Genomic DNA, 24769 nt, shown 5'->3' on the forward strand with positions numbered 1-24769 from the left:
CCGGGGGTGGCAGCCTCCCATGCGGGGACGGCCGGGCGGGAGGCCGCGGTTCGCTCCGTGGGATGAGGAAGTGGTGAGAACGGGGGCATGGCAAGCTGACGGCATGTGCGGTCGCTTCGCCTCCAGCAGCAAGCCCGAGGACCTTCTGGAGCTCTTCGGCGTCCGGCAGTGGGACCCGGCCGAGACGCTGGCCCCCAGCTGGAACGTCGCCCCCACCGAGAGCGCCTTCGTGGTGCTGGACCGGGTGCCCAAGGGGGAGGCGGCGCCGGTGCGGCAGCTCCGGGTGCTGCGCTGGGGCCTGGTGCCGGCCTGGGCGAAGTCGCCGGAGACGGCGGTGAAGATGATCAACGCCCGCTCGGACACGGTGCACGAGAAGCCCTCGTACCGGCAGGCCTTCGCGTCCCGGCGGTGCATCCTGCCGGTCGACGGCTACTACGAGTGGCAGACGCTGCCCGGCGAGCGCGGCAAGCCTAAGAAGAAGCCGTTCTTCGTCTCCCGGGCGGACGGCGCCCCGCTGGCGCTGGCCGGGCTGTACGAGTTCTGGCGCAACCGGACGGTGCCCGCCGGCCACCCGGAGGCCTGGCTGGTGACCTGCACGATCGTCACCACCGAGGCCGAGGAGCTGCTCGCCCCGATCCACGAGCGGATGCCGCTCTTCCTGGACCGGGAGTCCTTCGACGACTGGCTGGACCCGGGGCTCAGTGACCCGGACGAGCTGCGCCGGCTGCTGATACCCCCGCGGCCCGGCGCCCTGCTGGCCACCCCGGTCTCACCGGCGGTCGGCAGCATCCGCAACAACGGCCCCGAGCTGACCCGGCCGTGGGACGAGCCCGAGTACGAGACCACGCTGTTCTGAACTCCCCTGGAGCACCTGCACGATGACCACCGAACTCGTCCCGACGCCCGCCGGGGACGCCCGGATCACCTGGCACCGCGCGGCCGCCCCGAGGGCGGTGGTGGCGCTCGGGCACGGCGCCGGCGGGGGGATCGGGGCGCGCGACCTGGTGGCGCTGGCCGCCGCGCTGCCGGCCCGGGGGATCACCGTGGCGCTGGTCGAGCAGCCCTGGCGGGTGGCCGGGAAGCGCCTCGGGCCCGCGCCGAAGACGCTGGACGCGGCCTGGACCCCGGTCGCCGGGCTGCTGGCCGGCCAGGGGGTGCCGCTGGTGGTCGGCGGGCGCAGCGCCGGGGCCCGGGTGGCCTGCCGGACGGGTGCGGCGACCGGCGCGGCCGGGGTGGTGGCGCTGGCCTTCCCGCTGCATCCGCCGGGCAGGCCGGAGAAGAGCCGGGCGGAGGAGCTGCTGGAGTCCGGGCTGCCGACGCTGGTGGTGCAGGGCGCGGCGGATCCGTTCGGCGCCCCGGACGAGTTCCCGGAGCTGCCGGCGGGGCACACGCTGGTGCCGCTGCCGTACGGGAATCACGGCTTCGAGGTGCCGAAGCGGGCGCCGGTGGGGCAGGACGAGGTGCTGGATCTGATCACCGGGGCGGTCGGCGACTGGGTGCTCGGGCTGGTCTAGCCGCACTGCCGGGCAGCGCGGACGGGCCGGTGCCGCGCCCTCACCCGTGCGGGTGAAAAGCCGCCGGAGGGCGGGAATGCGGGCGCCGTCGCCGTGGTTGACACCCCTGTCAGCTTGAGTCCGGGTGGAAGGCAGCACAGATGGGTTCGATCGCGTGCCCCGAGCGGCCGGAGGAGCGCGAGGCCGCCGCGGCCTTCGCCCCTGCGTGGTCCGACTGGATTGTCGCGGGCGAGAAGCCCGTCAGCCCGATATCCTCCATTTCGGGGCGGCCCGCGGTGGGTCGCGCCCGCCATGGCGAGGAGGTGGGTCCGGTCGTCGGGACCGAGCACGAGGCCGAGCCGGGCCGGGGCCCGGAGGAGAGCCTGCCCGTGGGGGAGGCGCTCACCGGTGAGGAGCTGGCCGAGGCGATCGGTGAGGACACCTTCCGGGTGTCGGCGGAGGAGAGCGAGGAGGCCCGGCGGGAGCGCTTCGAGCGCGACGCCCTGGGCTACCTGGATCCGATGTACTCGGCGGCGCTGCGGATGACCCGCAACCCGGCCGATGCGGAGGACCTCCTCCAGGAGGCGTTCGCGAAGGCGTACGCGTCCTTCCACCAGTTCCGTGAGGGCACCAACCTCAAGGCCTGGCTGTACCGCATCCTCACCAACACGTTCATCAACTCGTACCGCAAGAAGCAGCGGGAGCCCCAGCGCACCGCCGCCGAGGAGATCGAGGACTGGCAGCTGGCCCGGGCCGAGTCGCACATGTCGACCGGTCTGCGCTCGGCGGAGACCCAGGCGCTCGACCACCTCCCGGACAGCGACGTGAAGGACGCCCTCCAGGCCATCCCGGAGGAATTCCGTATCGCCGTCTATCTCGCGGACGTAGAGGGCTTTGCGTACAAGGAGATCGCGGACATCATGGGTACTCCCATCGGTACGGTGATGTCCCGACTGCACCGCGGCCGCCGGCAGCTGCGCGGCATGTTGGAGGACTACGCCCGGGAGCGCGGGCTGGTCCCGGCCGGCAGCGGGGCAGGGCAGGAAGCGAAGGGCTCGGGTTCATGAGTTGCGGCGATCCGCACGACACCGAGTGTGGCGAGGTCCTCGACCACCTCTATGAATTCCTCGACAACGAGATGGCCGAGGGTGACTACGCCAAGTTGCGAGTGCACTTCGAGGAGTGCTCGCCGTGCCTGGAGAAGTACGGGCTCGAGCAGGCCATCAAGGCGCTGATCAAGCGCTGCTGCGGGTGCGACGACACCCCGGCCGACCTCCGCGGCAAGGTGCTGGCCAGGATCGACTCGATCCGGGCCGGGCAGCGGTCCGGAGAGGCGGTCGTCGCCGTCGACCCCACGGTCGAGGCGCACGGCGAGGCCGGGCAGGGCCGGAAGGCCCCGGTAGAGGAGACCGCCGAGCCGGCGGCCAGGCCGGGCACCCCGGTCGAGGCGGGCGCTCCGGCGGAGTGAGCGGGCCCGCCCGTCGTACGGCGGACGGTTCACCTGAGGACCAGACGGCCCCCGGAGCACGTGCTCCGGGGGCCGCCCCCTTTCTGCTCGCGTGCGCCGTCACTCGTTCGAGTGAGTTGGCGGTGCGCCAACTGCGGCATTCCGCGATCATGCGTCGCTGTGCCGGAACGGCGGCCTATCCTCCTGACGGACACTCACCGCCGGTTGCCCCGGCGCGCTGAGCGCAGAGCGGGCCAGGACGCGGGGAGGTCGAGATCGCTACCGACAGTGGAGACGCGGACCTGCCCCCGGGCGCGGCGCGCTACCTGGTGGCCGTCCCCGTGGCGGCGGTCTGCTGCCTGTTGCCGCTGCTGGCCGCACCGCTCCCGCCGGGGGTGCCGGGCTGGCTCGGCGCACCCGTCGACTGGCCCAAGGTCGGGCTGCTGGCCTTCCTGCACGGGTGCTGGGAGTCGCTCGCCCAGGGGCTGCCCACGCCCTGCCTGAGGCTGGTCCGCATCCTGCTGCGCCGGCCGCTGCCCGACCGGGCCCCGGCCCGGCCGTGCGCCAACGCCTTCTTCCCGGTGCTGTTCGCCGGGGTGCTGATGCTGCCGCCGGCCGCCGCCGCGCTGGTCGCGGTGGTGCCCTCGCTGCTCGGCCCCGTCGAACCGGACGGCCGGCGGCGGCAGTTCTGGAACGGTTCCCAGCTCGCACTCTCCGCCTTCGCCTCCTCGGTGGTCTTCCGCCTGCTCGCCGGGCCGCAACTGCTGCTCGGCTCCCGGTTCCCGGCCGCGCTGCTGCCCGGATTCGCCGCGCTCGCCGTGTTCTGCCTGGTCAACGGTGTGCTGGTGGGCGGCATGCTGGTCCTGGCCGAGGGCCGGCAGCCGGTCGTGCTGCTGCGCGGCCCGGCCGCCGCGATCGGACTGCCGGTGCTGGTGCACGCGGCCGGCGGGCTGATGGTCGCGGTGCTCTGGCAGGGCCCCTACGGGGCCTTCGCGGCGCTGCTGGCACTGCTGCCGCTCTCCATCTCGGCCTGGGTGTTCGCCCAGGGCCACCGCGAGCGGGACGCCCACCAGGCCACCGTCCAGGCGCTGGTCCAGGCCGTCGAGATCAAGGACGCCTACACCCGCGGGCACAGCGAACGGGTCGGCAGGGCCGCGGTGCTGATCGCCGATCAGCTCGGCATGGAGTCCGAGCGGCTGCGCACCCTGCGGTTCGCGGGCATCCTGCACGACGTCGGCAAGCTCGGGGTCGCCACCGAACTGTTGCGCAGAAACGGTCCCCTCACCGAGGTCGAGCGGCGGGCCGTCGAGGTGCACCCGGTGCACGGGTACGAGCTGGTCCGCGGGATCGCCTTCCTCGGGGAGGCGCACGCGGGGATCCTGCACCACCACGAGCGGATGGACGGCCGGGGCTACCCGAGCGGGCTGGTGGGCGAGCAGATCCCCGAGTTCGCCCGGATCATCTCCGTCGCCGACGCCTTCGACTCGATGACCTCCACCCGCTCCTACCGCCGCGGCCGGCCGGTCGCCGAGGCGATGGCCGAGCTGGAGCGCTGTTCGGGCAGCCAGTTCGACCCGGTGATGGTCCGGGCGCTGGTCGACGCGCTCTCGGTGCACGACTGGCAGCCGGTGCTGCCGCCGCCCGGCGACTGCATCCGGGCGGTGCCGGACATCCCGCTCGGCGTCCCCGAGCCGGCCCGGGCGGCCCCGCGACGGGTGCCCGTCCAGGGCGGCACCGTGCCGACGGCCGGTCCGTCGTGATCGCGGCGACCGGCGGCGCGCGGCCGCACCGGCGGGCTCACCGGAGAGGAGCGCCGGGCGGGCCCCGGCTGCTGCGGCCCGGCGGGCCCCGCCCGGGGGCGGGGGCGGTGCACGGGGGCACGCTGGCGGTGCACGGCGGGGCGCTCGCGCTGCTGGCCCTGGCGTTCGCGGCGGTGGCGGTGCGCGGGATCGCCGAGCCCGGGGTGGCCGTGGCCTTCACGGTGCTGATCGCGCTCGGCGAGTGCGTCCGGATCACCCTTCCGGGCGACCGCGAGCAGGCGCCGATCGGGGCGGCCGGCGCGCTCGCGTACGCGCTGCTCGGGCCGCTGCGCGGGCTGCCGACCGCGCACGGGGTGCTCCAGGTGGTCGCGGTGACCGGGGTCGGACTGCTGCTCGCGCTGCTGCCGGCCGTCGTCCTGCCGCACGGAGCCCGGCGGCACCGGCACGCGCCGTGGCGGGACCGGGCGCGGCGCGACGGCGCCGCCCGGCGGCTGCTCGGCGCGGGCTTCGCGGCCGCGATCTTCCAGCCCCTCTACACCAGCGGACTGGTGGACCGGATCTCCGCGGACGGCCCCGCGTACGGGGTGTTCCTGACCCTGGTGGCCGCGCTGGCCGCGCTCTGGGACGCCACCCTGGCGGCGGTGCTGCGGCGGGACCGGAGCAGGCTGCGGTTCCCGGCGGCGCTGGAGGACGAGCTGCGGTCGCTGTTCGGGATCGGCACCGCGATCACCGCCACCGGGTTGCTGGTCAGCCTGGCCGCGGGCGAGGTCGGGCTCTGGGCGCTGCCGCTGTTCTGCACGCCGCTGCTGCTGGCCCAGGTCTCGTTCCGGCGGGCCGCCGCCGTCCGGGCCACCACCGGGCAGACCATCGCCAGCCTGGCCCGGGCCACCGAGGTGGCCGGCTACACCCCGCCCGGCCACGCCCGGCGGGTCGCCGACACGGCGTGCGCCGTCGGGCGCGAGCTGGGGCTGGGCACCCGTGAGCTCGCCCTGCTGGAGTACGCGGCGCTGATGCACGACGTCGGCCAGCTGTCGCTGGTCGAGCCGGTGCCGGACGGGGCGACGGCGCTGCTGCCGGAGGAGGAGCAGCAGCGGATCGCCCGGCTGGGGAGCGAGGTGATCCGGCGGACGGGGGTGCCGCGGCAGGTGGCCGAGCAGGTCGCCCGGCTGGCGGATCCGTGGTGCGGGCGGCCGGAGGGCGGGTCGGACGGAGGTGCGCAGGAGGTGCCGCTCGCGGCGCGGATCGTCCGGGTGGCCAACGCGCACGACGACCTGCTGACGGCGGCGCGGGGGCGCGGGCTGGGGGAGGCGGTGGGGCGGCTGGAGGTGCTGGAGGTGCTGCGGCTGGGGCGGGGGCGGGTCTACGACGCCCGGGTGGTCGACGCGTTGGTCCGGGTCCGGGGGTAGGGCCCCGGGGCGCCCGCGCGGAGCAGCGTGCGGGGAATGCGCGGGAGAGTGCGGCCCGCTGGGGTTGAGGCGGGGCGGTGGGGCGGGCAGGCTGGGTAGGGGCGGGCCGGTGGCGGGGGCAACCGCGGGCGGTGGGGAGCGCGGGCGGTGGCGGGCGTGGTTGGATGCGGTCGTAGCGTGGAACACCGACCCGGGACACCGGGCCCGTGACGCGGGAGCGGATGCGGGACTTGAGCGGACGACGACGGCAGGGACGAACGTGAGGATCTTCCACCGGGCACGGCACCGGCCGTCCGCCACCTGGCGGCAGACGACCGACCGGGCTTTCACGCTGATCGGCGACGGCCGGTACGAGGACGCGGGTGCCCTGCTGGTGATGGCGGCCGATCTGGAGCCCTGGCTGTCCGACTCGTGGTTCAACCTGGCGCTGCTGCACAAGTTCCGGCGGGACTGGGAGCAGGCGCGGTCTGCCGGGCTGCGCGCGGTGGCGCTGCTGGACCGTGAGCACGGCGCCCCCGACTGGTGGAACCTGGGGATCACCGCGACGGCGCTGCAGGACTGGCCGCTGGCCCGGCGGGCCTGGCAGGCGTACGGGCTGCGGCTGCCGGGCGGGCCCGGGGCGCAGCCGGACGGTCCGGTGAGCCTGGATCTGGGGACGACCCCGGTGCGGCTGTCGCCGGACGGCGAGTCCGAGGTGGTCTGGGGCCGTCGGCTGGACCCGGCCCGGATCGAGGTGCTGTCGATCCCGCTGCCGTCGTCCGGACGCCGCTGGGGCGAGGTGGTGCTGCACGACGGCGCCCCGCACGGTGAGCGGGTGAGCGACGGAGTGGCGTACCCGGTGTTCGACGAGATCGAGCTGTGGGCGCCGTCGCCGGTGCCGACGTACGTGGTGCTGTTGCAGGCCGCCACGGCGGCGGACCGGGACGCGCTGGAGCGGCTGGTCGCGGAGGCGGGGTATGCGGCGGAGGACTGGACGTCCTCGGTGCGGCTGCTCTGCCGGGCCTGTTCGGAGAGCCGGATGGCCTCGGACGACGGGCACACCGCCCACCACGATCCGCACGACGACGGGGATGCGGCCCATCCGGGGCACCTGAGCCATCTGAGCCAGGGCGCGGGCGGCATGTCCTGGCTGGTGGAGCGGGAGTGCGGGATCGCGGCCCCGGCCGGTCTGGTGCGGACGCTGCTGGACCGCTGGGTGGCGGCCGCGCCGGGAACGCGGGCGTACCGGGATCTCGAAGAGGTCTGCTGAGCCTGGCCGCTTACCCTTGGTCGGTACGGCCAGACAGTCCACGGAAGCGGAAGATAAGCAGCGATGGCGGAGCAGCACGACCACGAGCACGAGCACGACCACGACGCGGAGGCGGCCCAGCCGGTGAAGGTGGTCGGTGAGCAGCCGGACCTCTCGAAGGGCACGGCGCGTCCGATCACCGTGTACGGCAACCCGGTGCTGCACCGGGAGGTCAAGGACGTCACCGCGTTCGACGGTGAGCTCTCGGCGCTGATCGACGACATGTTCCAGTCGATGTACGCGGCCGAGGGCGTGGGCCTGGCCGCGAACCAGATCGGCGTGGACCTCAAGGTGTTCGTCTACGACTGCCCGGACGACGAGGGCGTGCGCCACATCGGCCACGTCATCAACCCGGTGCTGGAGGAGCTGCCGGCCGGCAGCAAGCGCGTGCTGGACGACGGCAACGAGGGCTGCCTCTCGGTGCCGACGGCGTACGCCGAGCTGCCCCGGCCGGACTACGCCGCGGTGACCGGCCAGGACAAGGACGGCAACCCGATCCGGGTCGAGGGCACCGGCTTCTTCGCCCGCTGCCTCCAGCACGAGACGGACCACCTGTACGGGTTCCTCTACATCGACAAGCTGTCGAAGCGGGACCGCAAGGACGCGCTGCGGCAGATGGCTGAGGGCACTCCGCGCTACGCGACGGTGCCGAACGCCTGACGGTGTGACGAAAGGGCCGGTGCGCGCGCACCGGCCCTTTCGCGTGGGTGCCTACGGCTGGACGAACAGCCACTCCGGGCCGTAGGTGAAGCGGGGGTCGAGGGGCAGCTTGACGGCGTTGATCTGCTGGGCGGTGTGGCGCATGGAGCCCATCAGCCCGATGGCCGGGAAGATGTCCGCCCCGCCGGGGCCCCAGGCGTCTTCGAGGGCGCGCAGCATGTCGCTGTACTGCTGGTTGAAGGTCCGGAGGAGCTCGGCGGTGGTCGCGTCGGGCTCGTTGCCGGGGGAGTTGGCCCACCCGCCCGCGGGGACCCGGGCGACCGGGGAGGTGTCCGGCAGCGGGACGTCGGCGCCGGTGAAGTCGAACTGCTGCGTCTGCTCGTCGAGGACGAGCTTCTTGCCGACGGCGATCTCCTTGAAGGCGTAGTAGTGGGCGAGTTCGCCCGAAGCGCCGGGGAAGGGGTTGTCCGGGGAGACGTCGGTCCCCTCGCCCTGGGTCTGGATGATGTGGATGGCGTTCAGTACGTCGTCGATGGTGTTCATCGCGACGATGTCGTTGCCGGCGCCGTGGCCCGACCCGAGCGGGAAGGTCACCTGCCGCTGACCGGTCAGCAGGTGGGCGAACGTGGGGAAGACGTTGGCGATCCGCTGGTAGAAGGCCCCGATGGTGTTGCCGTCGACGGCGAAGGCGAGCGGGTGCTCGGGCTTCTCGATGTCGGAGAAGAGGCCGGCCGACTCCCGCGTCAGCCCGCTGAGGAAGACCTCCAACCCGGGGTTGACGCCGCCGGGCAGCTGGCCGGGGTACTTCGGGACGGTGGCCGGGTCGGTGAGGACGACGGTGCCGCCGATGCTGGTGAGCATGTTGCAGACCAGGCCGAAGTGCGACATCTCGTCGAAGACGATCTCGCGGATCGTGTGGCGGACCGGCTTGCTGTTGTCCGGGTCGGTGATCGACCAGAGCGCGGTGGCGTACGGCGGGATCGTGGAGAGCTCCAGCATGATGGCCCGCTGGAGGGCGTCCTTGAGCTCCTGCTCGGTCCAGTCGTCCTCCGCCATGTTCATGAGCTGGACGATGGCGTCGCTCTGGTAGTCGAGGATTCCGGTCGTCACGGTGGGCCCCTTTCGTTCGGCTGTGGGCCGGACCGTAGCCGGGGGGCTGATCGTGTGCGGATGTTTGCCGCCGGTGTGGCCCGGGAGTTCATCCGGACGGGCGGCGTGCGGAGGTGTGGCCGCCCCGCCCGGCGTGAGCGCCGGACGGGAGCGGGGGAGTTCACGGCCCTGGTCGACCACACAATGGTGTCGTCGACCAGGGCCAGCGGCGTTACTGCTGGGGCATCGGCCCCATCACGAAACCACGGATCGGTACGTCATCGGTGGGCACGCCGTACGACGGGCCCTCTGGCGTCTCCTGCTGCTGTCGATAGAGCGCAACCAGCTCTGCGTACCGAGGGTCAATCCACTCTTCCACCGGAGCACCTCCTGTCGTGTGCTCCGCAGGGTACGCCGCCTACGCTGCCTTCGGCTTGTGGCACGGGTGTTCCGGCTTCGGCATGGGCTTGATCGGTCCGTCCTTGGCCGGGGCGTGCTGGCAGCCCGCAGTGACCGTCACCAGGTGGTCATCGTCGGGGGCGCGCCACAGATCCTGGTCGATGTTGAAACCGGCGGCCCGGATGGCGTCCTGCGTGTGCTCCAGGATGTTCGGGTCGTAGTTCTCGACGCCGTATCCGGGGCTGTGGTGAACGAACTCCCCGAAGCGCCCACACAGGTCCGCGTAGGTCTCGGTGTGCTGGATGAGGGCGTGCCAGCCCTCGTCCACGATGCGACTGGGCACGATGGCGATGTCACGCCGGAGCGCGCCCGTGACGACGAACGCGATCGCCTCCCGGGTGATCCGCTGTGCCATCTCGACCGCCATGCCGCGGTTGTTGTCGAGCACCGTCGAGACGACGGAGTCGAACATCATCGGACCCAGCAGGACGTCGGCCATGTGCGGCGCGGCCGGGATCACCGGTCCGGGGCCGGGCGGCGCCGGCGGCGGGGGCGGCTCGGGCGGTTGGGTCGTCACGGGGGTGCTCCTCTCGGCGGTATCGAGCAGTGTTGACTCCCGGGCCTCGGTCAGTTCCACAGGCTGGTGAGGGTGGTCAGCTGGTTGACCGGCACCCGGTGCGGCGGGGCGTCCGGCTCGAAGAGCGGCCGGACCAGGGCCTTTCCGTCCTGCACGGCCACGAGCTCGACCAGGCAGCCGGTCGTCAAGTCCTTCCGGACCGGGTTGTTGTCGATCCGCTCCATGAGTTCCGTATGTGTACGGCGACGCTTCGTTTCGGTCGGTTGGGCGAAACCCGCAGCAAGCATGGACCGCTCCCGTGACTCTCGGTCTGTTCTGGCGAGTCACCAAGTTACGGGGAGGGCGGGGTGGCTCCTACAAGCTTCCCTGTTCTTGCAAGAACTCGTCCCGGGCTCTTGCGGCCATCTCCCGCATGGTGTCACCGGAAAGAGCTTTGATTTCGAATCTGCTGAACCGCTCCAGGTACAGCTCCACGTCCTTGGGCTCGCTGGTGGTGATCTCCGCGTGGGGAATCTCCACGATCACCATCCGATTGTCGAACGTGACGAAGGACGAGGACGGCGCTTCGGTCATGCGGGCCGCGAGCGGTACGACGCCAATCCAGACATTCGGGAGGCGGGAGAGAGCGATGAGCCGGTCAAGTTGGACGGCCATCGCGGGCGGGGAGACAAGTCGCCAGCGCAGTACCGATTCGGTGATCAGGAATCGAAATGACTTGGCGGGCTCGAAGAGTACGGCTTGCCGTTGGAGCCGGGCGCCGATGGTCCGTGACAGCATTTCCTCCGTCAGGCCCTTGGTGTTGAGGATCGCCCGGACGTACTCCGGTGTCTGGCACAGGCCAGGGATACAGGACGGCTGGAAGACCCGCTGGACGGCTGTCTCGGCCTCTACGGCGCGGATGGCATCCTGGTGCAAGTGGAATCCGCTGCGGCGGTACAGTCGCCATGCCGTAGCCTCAGTGGCTTCTCTCCGGGCTGTCTCTACCAGTCCGGACCGGACTTCATCGGAGACCCCGATGGCCGCAAGGATGCGGTCTACGTCCATCGCTGTCGGGGTGATCTTCCCCGTCTCGATGCGGCTCAGCTTGGACGGAGACATAGCAGCGCTGCGGGCTACTGCCTTGGCCTCCTTCCCGCTGGCCTTTCGCAGCTCCCGCAGCGCGCTACCGATATTGGCTTTCACCAGCTGCCGTACCGCTCCCACCAGTCGGTGAACGGCTCAGCGTGGCTCAGGGCCGTGTCGCGCCAGTGAACCCACTTCATCACGTCGGGCTCTTGCTCCGCCCCGAGGAATCCGCCGTCGTTGTCGTAGGTCATCGAAACGGTCGTGGACTCATCGAACATCCAGAAGTCAGAAACGCCTTCGAGAGGGTTCGACTTCTCGGTGACATCGAGGATGAAGAACTCTTCGCCGGCGGTGGCATTCGTCCGGTATCCCCAGCCCAGCTCGAACTGGAGATAGGGAGTGAGAGGCCGGGTCAGGATGTGAACCCGGTACATTCGCCGACCGGCGTCGGTGTTCCGTCGGACCTGTGCCAGCCATGCGGAGTTGTAGTCGGCGGGCTGAGGCTTCCCAGCCAAGAACGCCTGGTAGGCGTCAACGCTGCCGGACTTGCTGTAGTCGTCCAGCGTCTCCAGCCGGAACGCCTCCCGCTGGAACCCGTCGAAGAGTGCGCCGAAGGCGTCAGGAGAGATGGTCACGAGCAACCCTCACCAGGAGGTCAACCGGGATGCGTACGGCTGTCTCGGTCTCCGGCAACTGCATCGTGGCCAGGGCTTCCGGATCGTCCACCTTGAAGCCCTGGACGACCAGCTCCCCGGTGTCAGTGGCGTAGATCGTCGGGCACGGCCCGTTGTCGCACGAGCTGTCTAGTTCGGTCAGCTTCATGGATATTCCTCCCTTGGCTGCTCGTTCGATGGTCCCGACTTCCCAGGTGCAGGGTCAAGAACGCGATCTTTCCAGAACGGGAAATCGGTCGGCCGCCCCGTCCGGCGTGAGCGCCGGGCGGGGCGGGGGAGTTCAGGGGCGGCTGGTGGTGATGGTGATCGGGTGGGCGGTCCAGTCGGTGAGTTCGCCGACGTAGAGGGTGGCGCTCCACCGGCCGCCTCGGTTGAGGCAGTGGGCGACGCCGTCGCCGCCTCCCGGGCCGACGCAGAAGCGGATGAAGTCGCGGTGGGCTTCGCGGACGGGGAGTTCGCGGATGTACTCCCAGAGGACGGGGAGTGCGTGGTCGAGGCTCAGGAGCACGGCGGGCGGCATGATGCCGCCGATCTCGGCGCGGACGGCGCTCACGCGGCGGCCTCGGCGGAGATGTGGCACCAGACGAACTTGCCGATGCCGCCGGCGCGGGGGCAGCAGCCCCACTGAGTGGCCAACTCGTGGACGAGGAGCAGGCCTCGGCCGGCCTCGTCGGAGTCGGAGGCGTCGCGGAGCGCGGGCCGCTCGCTGTCGGCGTCATGGACCTCGATGCGGAGGAGGCTGTCGGCGAGCCTGAGACGGATCTGGATCAGGCGTCCTCGGGCCGCACGGGCGTGCTGGATGGCGTTGGTGACCAGCTCCGAGAGCAGCAACTCACCAGTGGGGAGCAGGTCTTCGCTGTCGGGGTGGTCGGCGAGGAAGCGACGCAGCTCCTGGCGGGCGGCGCCGGCGGACTTCCGGTGCCGGGGGAGCCAGCAGACGTGTTCGGTGGGGGAGGGAGGAGCGGTGGAGACGGTTTCGGGCATGGCGGGGCCACCTCCGAGGGGTGTGGGGTGAAGACGGCTGAAGAAGGCATGGGAATGCCCGGGCGACGAGTCGCTGGATATGATCGCGGCCATTGCGGCGGAGACATGAGACGAGATCAGACAAGAGGTGTGAGCGCATGACCGTGCCGGAGATCGCCGCTCGGGGTTGGTGCAAGAGCAGCTACAGCGCCCAGGCGAACGAGTGCGTGGAGACCGGGCAGTTGGTGCTGGGCGGAATGGCAGTCCGTGACTCGAAGGACCCGGACGGGCCGGCTCTGCTCTTCCCGGCCGAGGCGTGGTCGTCGTTCCTCGCGGGGGTCAAGGGCGGGGAGTTTACGACCGACTGAAAACGACAGAGGTGCCCCGCACGGGCTGTGGCCGTGCGGGGCACCTGTCTGTCTGTCTTCGTTCTTCCTAGAAGTCGTCGTCGAAGGCGACCGAGCCCTCGACGGCGACCTGGTACGCCGACACGCGGCGCTCGAAGAAGTTGGTCAGCTCCTGGACGTTCTGGAGCTCCATGAAGCCGAACGGGTTCGTCGAGCCGTAGCGGATCGGCAGACCCAGGCGGGCGAGGCGCTGGTCGGCCACGGCCTGGAGGTACTCGCGCATCGAGGCGGTGTTCATGCCGGGCAGGCCTTCACCGCACAGGTCCTGGGCGAACTGGAGCTCGGCCTCGACGGCCTCCTCCAGCATCTCCGTCACCTGCTTGGCCATCTCGTCGTCGAAGAGGTCGGGCTCCTCCTCGCGGACGGTGTCCACCACGGAGAACGCGAAGTCCATGTGCATGGACTCGTCGCGGAACACCCAGTTGGTGCCGGTGGCCAGGCCGTGCAGCAGGCCGCGCGAGCGGAACCAGTACACGTACGCGAAGGCGCCGTAGAAGAACAGGCCCTCGACGCAGGCCGCGAAGCAGATCAGGTTCAGGAGGAACGCGCGACGGTCCTCCTTGGTCTGCAGCGAGTCGATGTGGTCGACCGCGTTCATGTACTTGAAGCAGAACTGGGCCTTCTGGTGGATGGAGGGGATGTTCTCCACCGCGGCGAAGGCCGCGTTGCGGTCCTCCGGGTCCGGAAGGTAGGTGTCCAGCAGCGTCAGGTAGAACTGGACGTGCACGGCCTCCTCGAACAGCTGGCGCGACAGGTACAGCCGCGCCTCCGGGGAGTTGATGTGCTTGTAGAGGCTCAGCACCACGTTGTTCGCGACGATCGAGTCACCGGTGGCGAAGAAGGCGACCAGCCGGCCGATCATGTGCCGCTCGCCCTCGCTCAGCTTGGCGAGGTCGGCGACGTCGGAGTGCAGGTCCACCTCCTCGACGGTCCAGGTGTTCTTGATCGCGTCGCGGTAGCGGTCGTAGAACGACGGGTAGCGCATCGGACGCAGGGTCAGCTCGAAGCCGGGGTCGAGCAGCATCTTCTCGCGGTCGGGGGTGCTCACTGGCAGGCCTCGCAGGACTCGGGGTTCTCCAGGGAGCAGGCCAGCGCGGCCTCCTCCTCCGGGGTGAGGGTCGGGGCGCCCACGGTGACCGGGCCGGCCGGCACCGGGGCCGCGGCGCGGGCGGTGCCCGACGCGGCCTGGGCGATCCGGGTCGCCGGGCGCGAGCGCAGGTAGTAGGTGGTCTTCAGACCGACCTTCCACGCGTACGCGTACATCGAGCTGAGCTTGCCGATGGTGGGCGCGGCCATGAAGAGGTTCAGCGACTGGCTCTGGTCGAGGTACGGCATGCGGGCCGCGGCCAGGTCGATCAGCGCACGCTGGGGGAGCTCCCAGGCCGTGCGGTAGAGCGAACGGACCTCGGCGGGCAGCCAGTTGAGCTCCTGGACCGAGCCGTTGGCGTCGCGCAGCGCGTCCCGGGTCTGCTGGTCCCAGACGCCGAGCTCCTTGAGCTCGCGCACCAGGTACGGGTTGACCTGGAGGAACTCGCCGGAGAGGGTCTCGCGCTTGAACAGGTTGGAGACCTGCGGCTCGATGCACTCGTAGACGCCGGCGATCGAGGCGATCGTGGCGGTCGGCGCGATGGCGAGCAGCAGGGAGTTGCGCAGGCCGGTGGTGGCGATGCGGGTGCGCAGCGCCTCCCAGCGGCCGGCCCACTGCGGCGCGGCCGACGGGAAGTGGTCGATGTGCAGCTCGCCCCGGGCGGCACGGGTCTCGCCGTACGCCTCGTGGCGGCCCAGCTGCTCGGCCAGGTCGGCGGAGCGCTCGTACGCGGTGAGCATGATGCGCTCGGCGATCAGCGTGGAGAGCTGCTTGGCCTCGGCCGAGTCGAAGTCCAGGCGGAGCTGGAAGAAGACGTCCTGCAGGCCCATCACGCCGAGGCCGACCGGGCGCCAGCGGGAGTTGGAGGCACCGGCCTCGGGGGTCGGGTAGAAGTTGATGTCCACCACGCGGTCGAGGAAGGTGACGGCGGTGCGGACGGTCGCGTCCAGCCGGTCCCAGTCCATCGCGTTCAGCAGGTCGGCGGCGGTGGCGCCGGGGGCGACGTGGGCGCCGAGGTTGACCGAACCGAGGTTGCAGACGGCGGTCTCGGAGTCGTCCGTGACCTCCAGGATCTCGGTGCAGAGGTTGGAGGAGTGCACGGTGCGGCCGGGCAGCGCGGTCTGGTTGGCGGCGCGGTTGGAGGCGTCCTTGAAGGTCATCCAGCCGTTGCCGGTCTGCGCCAGGGTGCGCATCATCCGGGCGTAGAGGGTCTGCGCGGGGATGGTGCGGACGGCCTTGCCGGCCAGCTCGGCCTTGCGGTACGCCTCGTCGAAGTCGGCGCCCCAGAGGTCGACCAGCTCGGGCACGTCGGCCGGGGAGAACAGCGACCAGTCCTCGTTGGCGTTGACCCGGCGCATGAACTCGTCCGGGATCCAGTGCGCCAGGTTGAGGTTGTGGGTGCGCCGCGCCTCCTCGCCGGTGTTGTCGCGAAGCTCCAGGAACTCCTCGATGTCCGCGTGCCAGGTCTCCAGGTAGACGCAGGCCGCGCCCTTGCGGCGGCCGCCCTGGTTGACGGCGGCGACCGAGGAGTCGAGGGTGCGCAGGAACGGGACGATGCCGTTGGACTTGCCGTTGGTGCCCCGGATCAGGCTGCCGCGCGAACGGATCCGCGAGTAGGAGAGGCCGATGCCGCCGGCGTGCTTGGAGAGACGGGCGATCTGGGCGTACCGGGAGTAGATCGAGTCCAGGTTGTCCAGCGGCGAGTCGAGCAGGTAGCAGCTCGACATCTGCGGGTGCCGGGTGCCGGAGTTGAAGAGGGTCGGCGAGGAGGTCAGGTACTCCAGCCGGCTCATCAGGCCGTACAGCTCCGCGACCTCGCGCACCGACTGCTCGTTGTCGCCGACCGCCAGGCCGCAGGCGACGCGGAGCAGGAAGTGCTGCGGGGTCTCGACGACCTTGCGGGTGATCGGGTGGCGCAGCAGGTAGCGGGACTGCACGGTGCGCAGGCCGAAGTACTCGAAGCGGTCGTCGCCCCGGGCGTCGATCAGCGCGTCGAGCGCGGCGGCGTGCTTGGCGACGAAGCCGGCGGTGACGTCGCCGATCAGGCCCTCGGCGTGGCCGACGGCGATCGAGGCGGAGAAGGAGACCGAGCCCTGCGAGACCGCCTCGTCGACGATCTCCAGCGCGAGCAGGCGGGCCGCCAGCTTCGAGTACTGGGGGTCCTCGGCGATCATCGACGCTGCGGCGTCCACGGCCAGCCCGCGCAGCTCGGCGAAGTCCGAGCCGGCGTGGCGGCCGCGCAGCGCGGCGGCGGCGACATGGCCGGGGTCCACCTGGGGAAGGTCGACGCTGCGGTCGGTCAGCAGCCGGAGCAGCGCACCGCCGGGGTCGGAGACCGTCGGGTCGACGGGGGCTGAGCTGGACCCCTGGGCGGGCAGGGTGACTGAGGCAGCGGTGGTCAAGGCGCTCTCTCCTGGCGGCGATCGGCGGCTGTTGATCGGGGGCACCGGGCCGTTGGAGCAGGGGAGCACGGCGCGACGGCCGGACGGCGTCGCGCGACGGTGTCATCCCCGGCCCGCCCGCGAGGCCCGGAAGTACTTCGTGTGCTGGAGGCCTCTGCGGGGAGGCCGGGCGGCACGCTGTCGGCAGGTACTCGGACTCGCGGGCTCTGGTCGGAGCCGCCCGCACACCGCTGCGGGGCAGTCCCGGATTCGCACCGGGTTCCCCTGCGTCGACAGCAGGGATGAGCATACATCTAGTGGCGGTCGAGTATCGCGGCACCATATGTAGTAGCCGGTGTGTCGCGGGGCGTGGCCCGGCGCCCCGGGCTCTCAGTGCAGGAGGAACACTCTGTACGTGCCGGAATCACCGGTCGGGGAGCTGAACTGTGCGATCAGTCGGTAGCGTCCGGCGGCCCTGACAGCCTCGGTGATGGCCCGGTCCGTGGCGGTGGGCGCGGTGCTGTCGAGGACGACCACGGTGAACCAGCCGTTGCGGACGGCGGTGACCGTGCCGTCGTCCCCGTGGTGCATCACGCCGGCCGGGTCCCGGTAGTCCGTCCCCTTGCGGGCCGAGACCCACTGCTCGGGCTTGCTGACGCTGCCCAGGTAGTACTCCGGCAGCCCGTCGACCTCGGTGAGGTAGCGGCCCTGCGGGGTGGCGTGCACGCGCAGCACGCCGAGCAGCCGGCCGGAGTCGGGCCCGTCCTGGTACCGCAGCGCCGACTGCTCCAGCCCGAGGGCGAGCAGCACCACCCAGACCAGGATGCCGAGCTGCGGGTTGCGGAAGTGCGCGCCGACCAGCCTGGTGATGCCCACGCCGGCCAGCGGCGCGGCGAACAGCATGCCGAAGCCGAGGTGGCGGAACATCACGCCGGAGGTGCCCAGGTACGCGTACCCGGCCGGGATCAGCAGCGCCGACGCGCACAGGGTCAGGCTCAGCGCCGTGCGGCGCAGCCGGGAGGCCGTGATGGCGCTGTCCTCGGGCGACTCGTTCAGCCGCTCGCGGAGCGAGTAGGCGATCCCGCCCGCGCAGGCGAGCAGGGTGAACAGGCCGCTCCACTGGAGCGCGGAGGAGAGGACCGAGCCGGCCCCGCGGGCCTGGTGGCCGTGCCCGGGCGACCAGGCCCAGACGTCGTCCAGCAGGCCGAAGGCCAGGAGCGCCGCGAGGGCGCCCGCCGCCAGGAGGAGTGCGCGCCCGGCGGCGGGGCCGCGGCCGCGGTAGGGCCAGGCGGTGATCAGTGCGAGGGCGGCCAGCACGGGCAGCGCGACCACCGCGGCGTACTCCACGGCGGCCGCCAGCGCCGCCACCGGTACGGCCAGCAGCACGGTGGCCACCGGGGCGCGGGCGGTCCGCACGACGATCCAGGTGGCGGCCGCCACCAGGGCCACCGCGAGGGCGTCCGGGGCGGCGTAGAAGCCGACGACCACGGTGGACTGCAGGACGGCGTACGCGGCGGCACTGCAGATGGCCACGCGCTCGTTGAAGAGCCGGCGGGTCAGCGAGTAGAGCAGCGCGGTGGTGGCCAGCGCGAGGACCAGGCTGACCACCCGGGCCCCGAACACCCCGCTCGCGTTGGCGGCGGCGCCGGCCAGCGGGGGGTAGAGCCAGGGGGAGCCGGGGATCTGGCCGATCAGGTCGGTCGTCACCGCCGTGCCGTGGAGCAGGTTGTCCAGCTGCTGGCGGCCGACGATCATGGCGACGGCCTCGTCGGGGTGGGCGGCGCCCAGCAGGCGCAGGGAGAGCGCCGCCTGGACGGCCAGCACGCCGAAGAGCAGGCCGCGGCCGATCCAGCGGCGCCGGGGGCTGGGTGCGGGGTCCCAGCCGGTCGCGGGGACGGCCGGGATCCGGTACGGCGCGAGCTGGACGGCCTGGCTGTCCTCCTCCTTGTCGTCGGAGGGGCGGGCGCGGTCGCGACCGTCGGCCTCGGGGGCGTCGTAGCCGTCGTCCGGGTCGTGCACGTCGTCGGGGGCGTACTCGTCGTCCGGCGCGTATGCCTCGTCCGGCGCGTACGCCTCGTCGGGGGCGTCCTCGTCGTTCGGGGGAAGGACACCGTCCGGGCCGTACCCGCCGTGCCGCGGGGCCTCGCCGTCGCCGTCGGCGCCCCGGGGGTGTCCGGTCCGCTCGGGCCCGTCGGCCTTCCCGGTCTCCCCGGCCCGGGCGTTCCCGCCGTGCCCGGTCCAGCCGTGCCCGTTCTCCCGGGGGTGGGGGCGGGACCCTTCGCCGTCCGGGGTCCGGGCCGGGGTCTGCGGGGTGAACCAGGAGTCGGTCTCTGAAGGCATCATGGGTTCCGGATGTCGAAGCCGTAGCGAGGGTCGGACGCGCGCTGCTTGTAGTCCGCGAGCGACGGCGGGCTGGCCTCGATGCGCCAGTCCGCCCGCTTGACGATGTTGAACCAGACGAAGCCGACGACGTCGTCGTGCGTCTCGAGCCCGGTGAAGAGCTGGTCGATGTCCGCGCGCTGGCGCTTGCCCTGCTGGGAGGCCGTCTCGCTGATGAAGAACGGCTTCTGGCTGAAGGTGCGGATCTCGGCCATCGTCGGCCCGTAGAGCGAGTCGAAGGTCTTCGGGCCGGTGAGGGTGAAGTAGCCGGTCATGCCGGCCCAGTCCACGTAGGTGTCGCCGGGGTAGTACGGCGCGAGCCGGGTGTTGGGCGCGGGGTCGGTGATGTTGGGGCTCCAGACCCAGATCACGTTGGTCGCGCCGGCCCGGTCGAAGATGTCGTGGACGCGGCGCCAGGCCGCGACGAAGTCGGCGGGGCTGCTGGCCTGCCGGCCCCACGGGTACCAGTCGCCGTTCATCTCGTGCGCGATGCTGATGGCGATGGGCAGGTTGAGCTTGGCGGCGGCCTTGGCCACGCCCTTCACGTAGTCGTCGGTCTCGCCGGCCGCGATCGCCGCCATCGAGGGGGAGTGCGGCTCCCACGCCATGTAGGGCAGTGCCCCGGCGTCGTAGATCCGGCGGACCCCGGCGGTGTCGAAGCCGTCGCCCCAGCCGGCGTAGTACTCCAGGACGTTCGGCTGCTTGCCGATCGCGGTGGTGTAGCCGGTCAGCGCGTCCATCTTCGTGGGGACGTCGGGCAGCGCCGCCCCCAGGTACTTGTGCCCCGGCTTGAGCAGCGGCGTGACGTCGTAGGGGAGGTCGGCGGCCGGGGCCGCGGGCTTGCGGGCCGGGGCCGCGGTGCCGGCGGTGCCGGCCCCGGTGGCGGTGCCGGCCGGCTGCGCGACGGCGGCCTCGGGCACCGCGAAGCCCGGGTCCGCCGGGCCGCAGGCGGTGGCGAGCAGCAGACCGGTGGTCACGAGCGCGAGCACGGCGAGCGGACGGCGCAGACCCGCCCGGCGGCGGTGGGCGGGCACGGCGGACACGGCGGGCACGGGGATCACACAGCTTCCGTGGGACGCGGCTGGACGAGGACTCGGCCCACGATCACGGCGTAGAAGAGGCCGGACGCGAGGACCAGCGCGAAGTTCAGCGGGCCCATCGTGAGCATGCGCCAGATGCCGGCGCCCACCCAGAGGGCGGCGGTCCCGCCACCCCAGACGATCATGCCCGTCCAGAACCGGCGGGTCTTGTTCTTCTTGGCGCCGCTGGATCCGGTCGGCTGCCAGGCCATCCGGTTCTTCCGCAGGATGTCCCAGATGGCGAAGACGTGGGCCCAGCCGTACATCATGCGGGCGGCCCAGGCCTCCAGCCGGTACGGGTTGCGGTGCCACAGCGGGAAGATGAGGGTGGCGTACACCAGGCCCGGTATCACCAGCATCGTGTTCTCCCACCGGATGAGGTCCGGCCGCACGAGCAGCAGCACGATGGGCACGAGCGGGGAGACGATGGTGAACAGCGCGGTGTGGATGTAGTAGAAGAAGCCGGACATGTAGCACATCCGGGTTATCAGACGGAGCTTGGTGCCCCAGAACTTCCGGCTGCCCAGCAGGCTCATCGAGCCGGTGCACCACCGGTACTGCTGGTTGAAGAACCCGCCCACGTTGTCGGGGCAGACCCCGGCCGCCAGGGCTATCGGCACGTAGTGGAGGTCCCAGCCGAGCCTGCGCAGGTCGAAGCCGGTGTGCACGTCCTCGGAGTGCTCGATCAGCGTGGTGCCGCCGTTCTGCTCCAGCGCGGCCCGCCGGTAGACGGCGCAGCTGCCGACGCAGATCGCGCCGTCGTTGCGCTGCCGGGAGACCTGGACCGTCCGGTAGAAGAGCTCCTGGACGGCGCCGGCGCCGCGCTCGATCCAGTTCTGGGAGTCGAGGATGCGGAAGAACTGCGGGGATTGAACGATCCCGAGCCTCGGGTCGTTCTCCATGTAGGGAAGGAGCTCGTCGAGCAGATCGGAACGCGGGGCGAAGTCGGCGTCGAGGATGAGGATGTAGTCGCTGTCGGAGTTGCGGAACCCGAACTGGAGGTTGCCGGCCTTCTTGAACCAGCCGCGGTTGTTGCGGGTGCCGTAGACGAACTCGAAGTCCACGGCCATCTGCGCGAGTTCGGGGCTGTCGCTGTCGTCCAGCACGTAGGGGGTCACTTCACCCGGGTACTGGTCGCGCAGCCTGGCGACGTGCGTCCAGGTGTTGTGCAGCACCTCGATTGGCTCGCCCGCGACGGGCAGGAAGACGTCGACGGTCGGGTACCGCTCGGGGCGCCAGGCGCGCACCAGCGCGCGGTGCCCCTTGAGGTCGAAGGTCTCGTTGAACCCGTGCACCCAACGCGAGATCAGGTAGTAGACCACGGTGAACGCCAGGAACGGGACGAAGAGCCAGAACCACGGCGTCGCGCTGAGCAGGCCCACCTCGCTGGCCACCATGCAGCCGAAGCTGGCGAGCGAGAAGCAGGTCAGCACCCAGAGGTGGCTGCGCGTGTAGGAGTACTTCTCGACGTTGTCGGGCGGCTGCGGGAGCAGGCCGCGCTGTACGCGGGAGCTGGCGTCCTGTCGGGTTTTCCGGCGTGAGGTGGCTGCTCTCCTGCCGCCCGTGAGCTGCGTACTCTCGGTGACAGTCACGTGGCTCTCTCCCCCAGAAACCGTATCGAAGTGGACCAAAGACGACTGCGGCCGCGCTGAGCCCGGCCGCAGGGACGTCAGGATCGTACGGGAAGGGCTCCGGGGAAATCCTGCCCCCCCGTCTGCCGGGCTGCCCGGAACCGGGATTGAGTTCCGATCGTGATGTGGAGGCAGGCGTATACGGTGGGCGCTCGCCGCATCCGCAGGCCGGGCCGGCAGGGCTGCCGGCGGCCGTCGGGCCGGTTCATGGGAGAGGGAGGGTCGTCGTGAAGGGCACTGCCGCACGGTTGGCGCGGGGGGTGCGGGCGCTGGTCGCCCACGGCACCGTGGCCGTGCTGCTCATCGGCTGCACGAGCGAGCCCGGCGCGGCCCCCGTGCGGCCGGACGGGACGTCGTCCGCCGGTCCGGCGGCCGGCGCCTCCGGCAGGCTCTGCTCGACGGCGGAGGTTCCCTTCCCCAAGAAGCCGGTCGACGGCGGCACCAAGATCATCGAGCCGAACCCGTGGAACACCGCCGGCACGGTCTGCCTGGATGCCCCGGGGGACACCGGCTTCACGGTGACGGAGCTGCGCGACTTCGTCGCCAAGACCCCGCTCGCCCCGGGCGCCTACCCCAACATCTCCACGGCCCCCGGCGCGAGCGGACTGCCCGTCCCGGTCAGTGCCCTGGGCGACGCGACCAGCGACTGGGACGCCTCGGCCCGGGCGACCGGCTCCTACAACCTCTCCTACGACCTCTGGTACGGGCCCAGCCCCGACAACTGCGCCCCGGGGGAGAGTGCGGAGGTGATGATCTGGCTGGACGCCACCGACAGCGTCCGGCCGGCCGGGAAGAAGGTGACGGACGCCCAGACCATGGGCGACACCACGTACGACGTCTTCCAGGCGCCCATCACCGGCCCGCACAGCGTGATCAGCTACGTGCGGAAGGCGTCGACCCACAGCGCCCACGGCCTGAACCTGCGGCTGTTCACCGCCGACGCCCTGATGCGCGGTTACGTCCCGCCGGGGTCGTACCTGTGCCGGGTACAGGCGGGCTTCGAGATCTGGAGCGGCGGGACGGGCCTGCAGAGCTGGTCGTTCGCCTTCCACAACCGGGTCGGCCTGCCGGCCGGCGAGGTGCCGGCCGGCGCCCCCGGGATCTGCCTGCGGCACGGCGGCGGAGGCCTCGCCGGCACACCGGTGACGGTCGGCTCCTGCGGCGACCAGGCCGTGTCGACGAGCTGGACGGTGGGCAACGACGGCTCGCTGCGGGGCGGCGCTGCGTGCCTCGCGCTCTCCGGGGACGGCACCACCGTGGCGCTGGCCCGCTGTACCGGAGGAGCCGCGCAGCGCTGGGCCGCCGGAGCCGGGCAGAGCCTGGTGCACCTGGAGTCCGGCCTCTGCCTCGGCACCGCCGGGGGCTCCCTCGCGGACGGGACGGCGGTGAACCTCAAGCCCTGCTCGGGCGGGGTCTCACAGCGGTGGAAGCTCCCGTACAACGGACTGCCGTAGGAGCGGCCCCGGGGGTGGATCCGTCAGCCGAAGCACCCTCCATGGGCGTTGGGCGGACCATGCCTTACCATTCCGACACATGAGTGATCGACCGGTACCGACTGGCGAGCCGGACCAGAACCCGGGGTGGTCCCCGCAGCAGCCGCCGATCGGCGCGTTCGGCCCGCCGCCCGCGGCCCCGGGCCCCGCGCAGCCGCCGGTCTCCGCGCAGCCCCCCGCCGGCCCCATACCTCCGGGGCAGGTGCCTCCGCCCGGCCCGGTGCCTCCGGGGCAGGTGCCTCCGCCCGGCCCGGTGCCTCCGGGGCAGGTGCCTCCGCCCGGCCCGGTGCCCCCGGGGGCCGGTGTGCCACCACAGCAGCAGCAGCCGCCGGTCGGCGCGTTCGGCCCGCCGCCCGCCGCACCGGCCGCACCGGTTCCACCCACCGTGCCCGCCATGCCGACTGCGCCGACCTCGCCCACCGCGACCACCGTCCCCATGACGCCCGCCGCGCCCCTGGCGTCCACCGTCCCCATGACGCCCGCCCAGCAGTGGCAGCAGGGCGGCGGCTTCCCGGCGCAGGGCTCCAGCACGCCCGACTGGGAGGCGCTGGCGGCCAGGAACGAGGAGCAGGCCAAGAAGAAGCGCCGTCTGCGGCTGATCGGTGCCGCCGTGGCCGTCGTGGTCGTCGGCGCCGCCGTCGCGGGCGTCGTGGTGATGCGTCAGTCCGACAAGACGCCGGTCGCCGACGGCAGCCCGACGGCCGAGGCGCCCAAGACCCCGGGCGCGTCGTCGAGCGGGTCGCCGGCCGGGACGGCCAGTGGGACGCCGAGCGGTCCGCCGAAGGCCATCGCGGGCCCGCCGACCGTCGGCTCGCTGCCGGCGAGCAAGGGAACGGCCGCGCTGGGCCTGGGCTCCGACGCGAAGACGGGCTCGGTGGCCGGCTTCGCCGGACAGGTCCTCAAGCTGCCCAGCGGGCAGAACTCCTTCGCCCAGAGCGCCGAGCCGATCGTCGACACGAACAAGAGCTTCACCGTGTCCGTCCGGGTGTTCGTCGACGTGCCGGCGGGTGTCCGGGCCGCGGTCAGCCAGGGTGACGGCGCCTACTACTCCTACGCGCTCGGACGGGCGACCAACAACGGCCACAACCTCTGGTACTTCAAGGTCCAGCTCCCCGGCGGCGGTTCCGTGGTGGTCTACTCCAAGGGCGACGCGACGGTCAACCAGTGGGCCCTGCTGACCGGTGTCTACGACGCGGCGAGCAAGCAGATCACGCTCTACGTCAACGGCGCGGCGCAGGCGTCGGCCCAGGCGGCCGGCGTGCAGAGCAGCGGCACCAACGCGTTCCAGCTGGGCCGGCTGAGCTCGAACTCGCAGTGGAGCGACCCCTGGCACGGGGCCGTCGCCGACATCCAGGCCTGGGACCAGGTGCTGCCGGAGGCCGACATCGTGAAGATCGTCGCCGGCCCCAGCTCGCCGCCGGCGATCCCGCCCACGGCCGCCTGGCTCACCGGCTGAGCCGGACCGTACGGGCAGGCCGCCCGTCGTAAGAC

At 71.9% G+C, this 24769-nt stretch carries 24 protein-coding genes and 1 riboswitch; of the genes, 11 read left to right on the forward strand and 13 right to left on the reverse strand.

From position 1 onward, the window contains the following. The first annotated feature begins 103 nt into the window (after positions 1–103). The 8 genes from ACZ5WK_RS08650 (at position 104) to def (ending at position 8054) form a co-directional block, all read left to right on the forward strand. On the forward strand, positions 104–856 hold the full coding sequence (locus ACZ5WK_RS08650) for an SOS response-associated peptidase (RefSeq protein WP_465546277.1): 753 nt from the start codon (positions 104–106) through the stop codon (positions 854–856). A 22-nt stretch (positions 857–878) separates the two neighbouring features. Further along, complete coding sequence (locus ACZ5WK_RS08655; protein ID WP_465546279.1) at positions 879–1514, forward strand: alpha/beta hydrolase family protein; 636 nt, start codon at positions 879–881, stop codon at positions 1512–1514. A gap of 302 nt (positions 1515–1816) precedes the next feature. Continuing rightward, positions 1817–2560, forward strand: a complete 744-nt coding sequence (locus ACZ5WK_RS08660; RefSeq protein WP_465546588.1) for a sigma-70 family RNA polymerase sigma factor — start codon at positions 1817–1819, stop codon at positions 2558–2560. Further along, positions 2557–2961, forward strand: coding sequence for a mycothiol system anti-sigma-R factor (rsrA, locus tag ACZ5WK_RS08665; RefSeq protein WP_465546281.1), 405 nt, complete (start codon positions 2557–2559; stop codon positions 2959–2961). Before ACZ5WK_RS08660 ends, rsrA begins: the two co-directional genes overlap by 4 nt. Before the next feature lie 308 nt (positions 2962–3269). After that, a complete protein-coding gene (locus ACZ5WK_RS08670; RefSeq protein ID WP_465546283.1) occupies positions 3270–4700 on the forward strand; it encodes an HD-GYP domain-containing protein in 1431 nt (476 codons plus the stop codon). 107 nt (positions 4701–4807) lie between these two features. Beyond that, on the forward strand, positions 4808–6106 hold the full coding sequence (locus ACZ5WK_RS08675) for an HD-GYP domain-containing protein (RefSeq protein WP_465546285.1): 1299 nt from the start codon (positions 4808–4810) through the stop codon (positions 6104–6106). 259 nt (positions 6107–6365) lie between these two features. Continuing rightward, positions 6366–7355, forward strand: a complete 990-nt coding sequence (locus tag ACZ5WK_RS08680; protein WP_465546287.1) for a tetratricopeptide repeat protein — start codon at positions 6366–6368, stop codon at positions 7353–7355. A 63-nt stretch (positions 7356–7418) separates the two neighbouring features. Continuing rightward, positions 7419–8054, forward strand: coding sequence for a peptide deformylase (gene def / locus ACZ5WK_RS08685; protein ID WP_465546289.1), 636 nt, complete (start codon positions 7419–7421; stop codon positions 8052–8054). 51 nt (positions 8055–8105) lie between these two features. Here def and ACZ5WK_RS08690 read toward each other — a convergent pair whose 3' ends face one another. From ACZ5WK_RS08690 to ACZ5WK_RS08725, 8 genes are all read right to left on the reverse strand, one after another. Beyond that, complete coding sequence (locus ACZ5WK_RS08690; RefSeq protein ID WP_465546291.1) at positions 8106–9164, reverse strand: ferritin-like domain-containing protein; 1059 nt, start codon at positions 9162–9164, stop codon at positions 8106–8108. Between the two features lie 397 nt (positions 9165–9561). Next, positions 9562–10119 (reverse strand): hypothetical protein, encoded by a 558-nt coding sequence (locus ACZ5WK_RS08695; RefSeq protein WP_465546293.1) that lies wholly within the window; start codon positions 10117–10119, stop codon positions 9562–9564. Between the two features lie 50 nt (positions 10120–10169). Continuing rightward, positions 10170–10343, reverse strand: a complete 174-nt coding sequence (locus ACZ5WK_RS08700) for a hypothetical protein (RefSeq protein WP_465546295.1) — start codon at positions 10341–10343, stop codon at positions 10170–10172. Positions 10344–10473: 130 nt separating this feature from the next. Continuing rightward, positions 10474–11301, reverse strand: coding sequence for a helix-turn-helix domain-containing protein (locus tag ACZ5WK_RS08705; protein WP_465546297.1), 828 nt, complete (start codon positions 11299–11301; stop codon positions 10474–10476). Next, positions 11298–11819: a DUF6879 family protein gene (locus ACZ5WK_RS08710; RefSeq protein ID WP_465546299.1), complete on the reverse strand. Its 522-nt coding sequence runs from the start codon at positions 11817–11819 to the stop codon at positions 11298–11300. Before ACZ5WK_RS08710 ends, ACZ5WK_RS08705 begins: the two co-directional genes overlap by 4 nt. Then, positions 11803–12006 carry a hypothetical protein gene (locus ACZ5WK_RS08715; RefSeq protein WP_465546301.1) on the reverse strand — a complete coding sequence of 68 codons (204 nt, stop codon included), beginning with the start codon at positions 12004–12006 and terminating at the stop codon, positions 11803–11805. The genes ACZ5WK_RS08710 and ACZ5WK_RS08715 overlap by 17 nt, the downstream gene beginning before the upstream one ends. 132 nt (positions 12007–12138) lie before the next feature. After that, positions 12139–12411, reverse strand: coding sequence for a hypothetical protein (locus ACZ5WK_RS08720; protein ID WP_465546303.1), 273 nt, complete (start codon positions 12409–12411; stop codon positions 12139–12141). Next, entirely contained in the window at positions 12408–12842 is a 435-nt protein-coding gene (locus ACZ5WK_RS08725) for an ATP-binding protein (protein WP_465546305.1), read from the reverse strand. Before ACZ5WK_RS08725 ends, ACZ5WK_RS08720 begins: the two co-directional genes overlap by 4 nt. Before the next feature lie 137 nt (positions 12843–12979). On the opposite strand from ACZ5WK_RS08725, the gene ACZ5WK_RS08730 reads away from it, so the two are divergent. Then, positions 12980–13189: a DUF397 domain-containing protein gene (locus ACZ5WK_RS08730; protein ID WP_465546307.1), complete on the forward strand. Its 210-nt coding sequence runs from the start codon at positions 12980–12982 to the stop codon at positions 13187–13189. Positions 13190–13256: 67 nt separating this feature from the next. Here ACZ5WK_RS08730 and ACZ5WK_RS08735 read toward each other — a convergent pair whose 3' ends face one another. The 5 genes from ACZ5WK_RS08735 to ACZ5WK_RS08755 all read right to left on the reverse strand — a co-directional run bounded on the left by ACZ5WK_RS08735 (position 13257) and on the right by ACZ5WK_RS08755 (position 21551). Then, the gene (locus tag ACZ5WK_RS08735; RefSeq protein ID WP_465546590.1) at positions 13257–14252 is read right to left on the reverse strand and encodes a ribonucleotide-diphosphate reductase subunit beta; all 996 of its coding nucleotides are present in this window, start codon (positions 14250–14252) and stop codon (positions 13257–13259) included. Between the two features lie 20 nt (positions 14253–14272). Beyond that, a complete protein-coding gene (locus ACZ5WK_RS08740) occupies positions 14273–16693 on the reverse strand; it encodes a ribonucleoside-diphosphate reductase subunit alpha (RefSeq protein ID WP_465546592.1) in 2421 nt (806 codons plus the stop codon). Positions 16694–16882: 189 nt separating this feature from the next. After that, positions 16883–17006, reverse strand: a riboswitch (cobalamin riboswitch). 80 nt (positions 17007–17086) lie between these two features. Next, on the reverse strand, positions 17087–19039 hold the full coding sequence (locus ACZ5WK_RS08745) for an ArnT family glycosyltransferase (protein WP_465546309.1): 1953 nt from the start codon (positions 19037–19039) through the stop codon (positions 17087–17089). Then, positions 19036–20136: a glycoside hydrolase family 26 protein gene (locus ACZ5WK_RS08750; protein WP_465546311.1), complete on the reverse strand. Its 1101-nt coding sequence runs from the start codon at positions 20134–20136 to the stop codon at positions 19036–19038. Before ACZ5WK_RS08750 ends, ACZ5WK_RS08745 begins: the two co-directional genes overlap by 4 nt. Next, positions 20133–21551, reverse strand: a complete 1419-nt coding sequence (locus ACZ5WK_RS08755; protein ID WP_465546594.1) for a glycosyltransferase family 2 protein — start codon at positions 21549–21551, stop codon at positions 20133–20135. Before ACZ5WK_RS08755 ends, ACZ5WK_RS08750 begins: the two co-directional genes overlap by 4 nt. Before the next feature lie 461 nt (positions 21552–22012). Here ACZ5WK_RS08755 and ACZ5WK_RS08760 point away from each other — a divergent pair, with 461 nt between their 5' ends. Next, positions 22013–23239, forward strand: a complete 1227-nt coding sequence (locus ACZ5WK_RS08760) for a ricin-type beta-trefoil lectin domain protein (RefSeq protein ID WP_465546313.1) — start codon at positions 22013–22015, stop codon at positions 23237–23239. 433 nt (positions 23240–23672) lie between these two features. Continuing rightward, positions 23673–24734, forward strand: a complete 1062-nt coding sequence (locus ACZ5WK_RS08765; protein WP_465546315.1) for a LamG domain-containing protein — start codon at positions 23673–23675, stop codon at positions 24732–24734. Positions 24735–24769: the final 35 nt, after the last annotated feature.

It is taken from the genome of Kitasatospora sp. NPDC032757, assembly GCF_055579305.1.

Bases quoted from the DNA above. Each gene is read 5' to 3' on its own strand.
- def (WP_465546289.1), top strand. From the start codon at position 7,419: ATGGCGGAGCAGCACGACCACGAGCACGAGCACGACCACGACGCGGAG.
- ACZ5WK_RS08765 (WP_465546315.1), top strand. From the start codon at position 23,673: ATGCCGACTGCGCCGACCTCGCCCACCGCGACCACCGTCCCCATGACG.
- ACZ5WK_RS08755 (WP_465546594.1), bottom strand. From the start codon at position 21,551: ATGGTGGCCAGCGAGGTGGGCCTGCTCAGCGCGACGCCGTGGTTCTGG.
- ACZ5WK_RS08650 (WP_465546277.1), top strand. From the start codon at position 104: ATGTGCGGTCGCTTCGCCTCCAGCAGCAAGCCCGAGGACCTTCTGGAG.
- ACZ5WK_RS08725 (WP_465546305.1), bottom strand. From the start codon at position 12,842: ATGCCCGAAACCGTCTCCACCGCTCCTCCCTCCCCCACCGAACACGTC.
- ACZ5WK_RS08715 (WP_465546301.1), bottom strand. From the start codon at position 12,006: ATGAAGCTGACCGAACTAGACAGCTCGTGCGACAACGGGCCGTGCCCG.
- ACZ5WK_RS08730 (WP_465546307.1), top strand. From the start codon at position 12,980: ATGACCGTGCCGGAGATCGCCGCTCGGGGTTGGTGCAAGAGCAGCTAC.
- ACZ5WK_RS08700 (WP_465546295.1), bottom strand. From the start codon at position 10,343: ATGGAGCGGATCGACAACAACCCGGTCCGGAAGGACTTGACGACCGGC.
- ACZ5WK_RS08735 (WP_465546590.1), bottom strand. From the start codon at position 14,252: ATGCTGCTCGACCCCGGCTTCGAGCTGACCCTGCGTCCGATGCGCTAC.
- ACZ5WK_RS08745 (WP_465546309.1), bottom strand. From the start codon at position 19,039: ATGATGCCTTCAGAGACCGACTCCTGGTTCACCCCGCAGACCCCGGCC.
- rsrA (WP_465546281.1), top strand. From the start codon at position 2,557: ATGAGTTGCGGCGATCCGCACGACACCGAGTGTGGCGAGGTCCTCGAC.
- ACZ5WK_RS08655 (WP_465546279.1), top strand. From the start codon at position 879: ATGACCACCGAACTCGTCCCGACGCCCGCCGGGGACGCCCGGATCACC.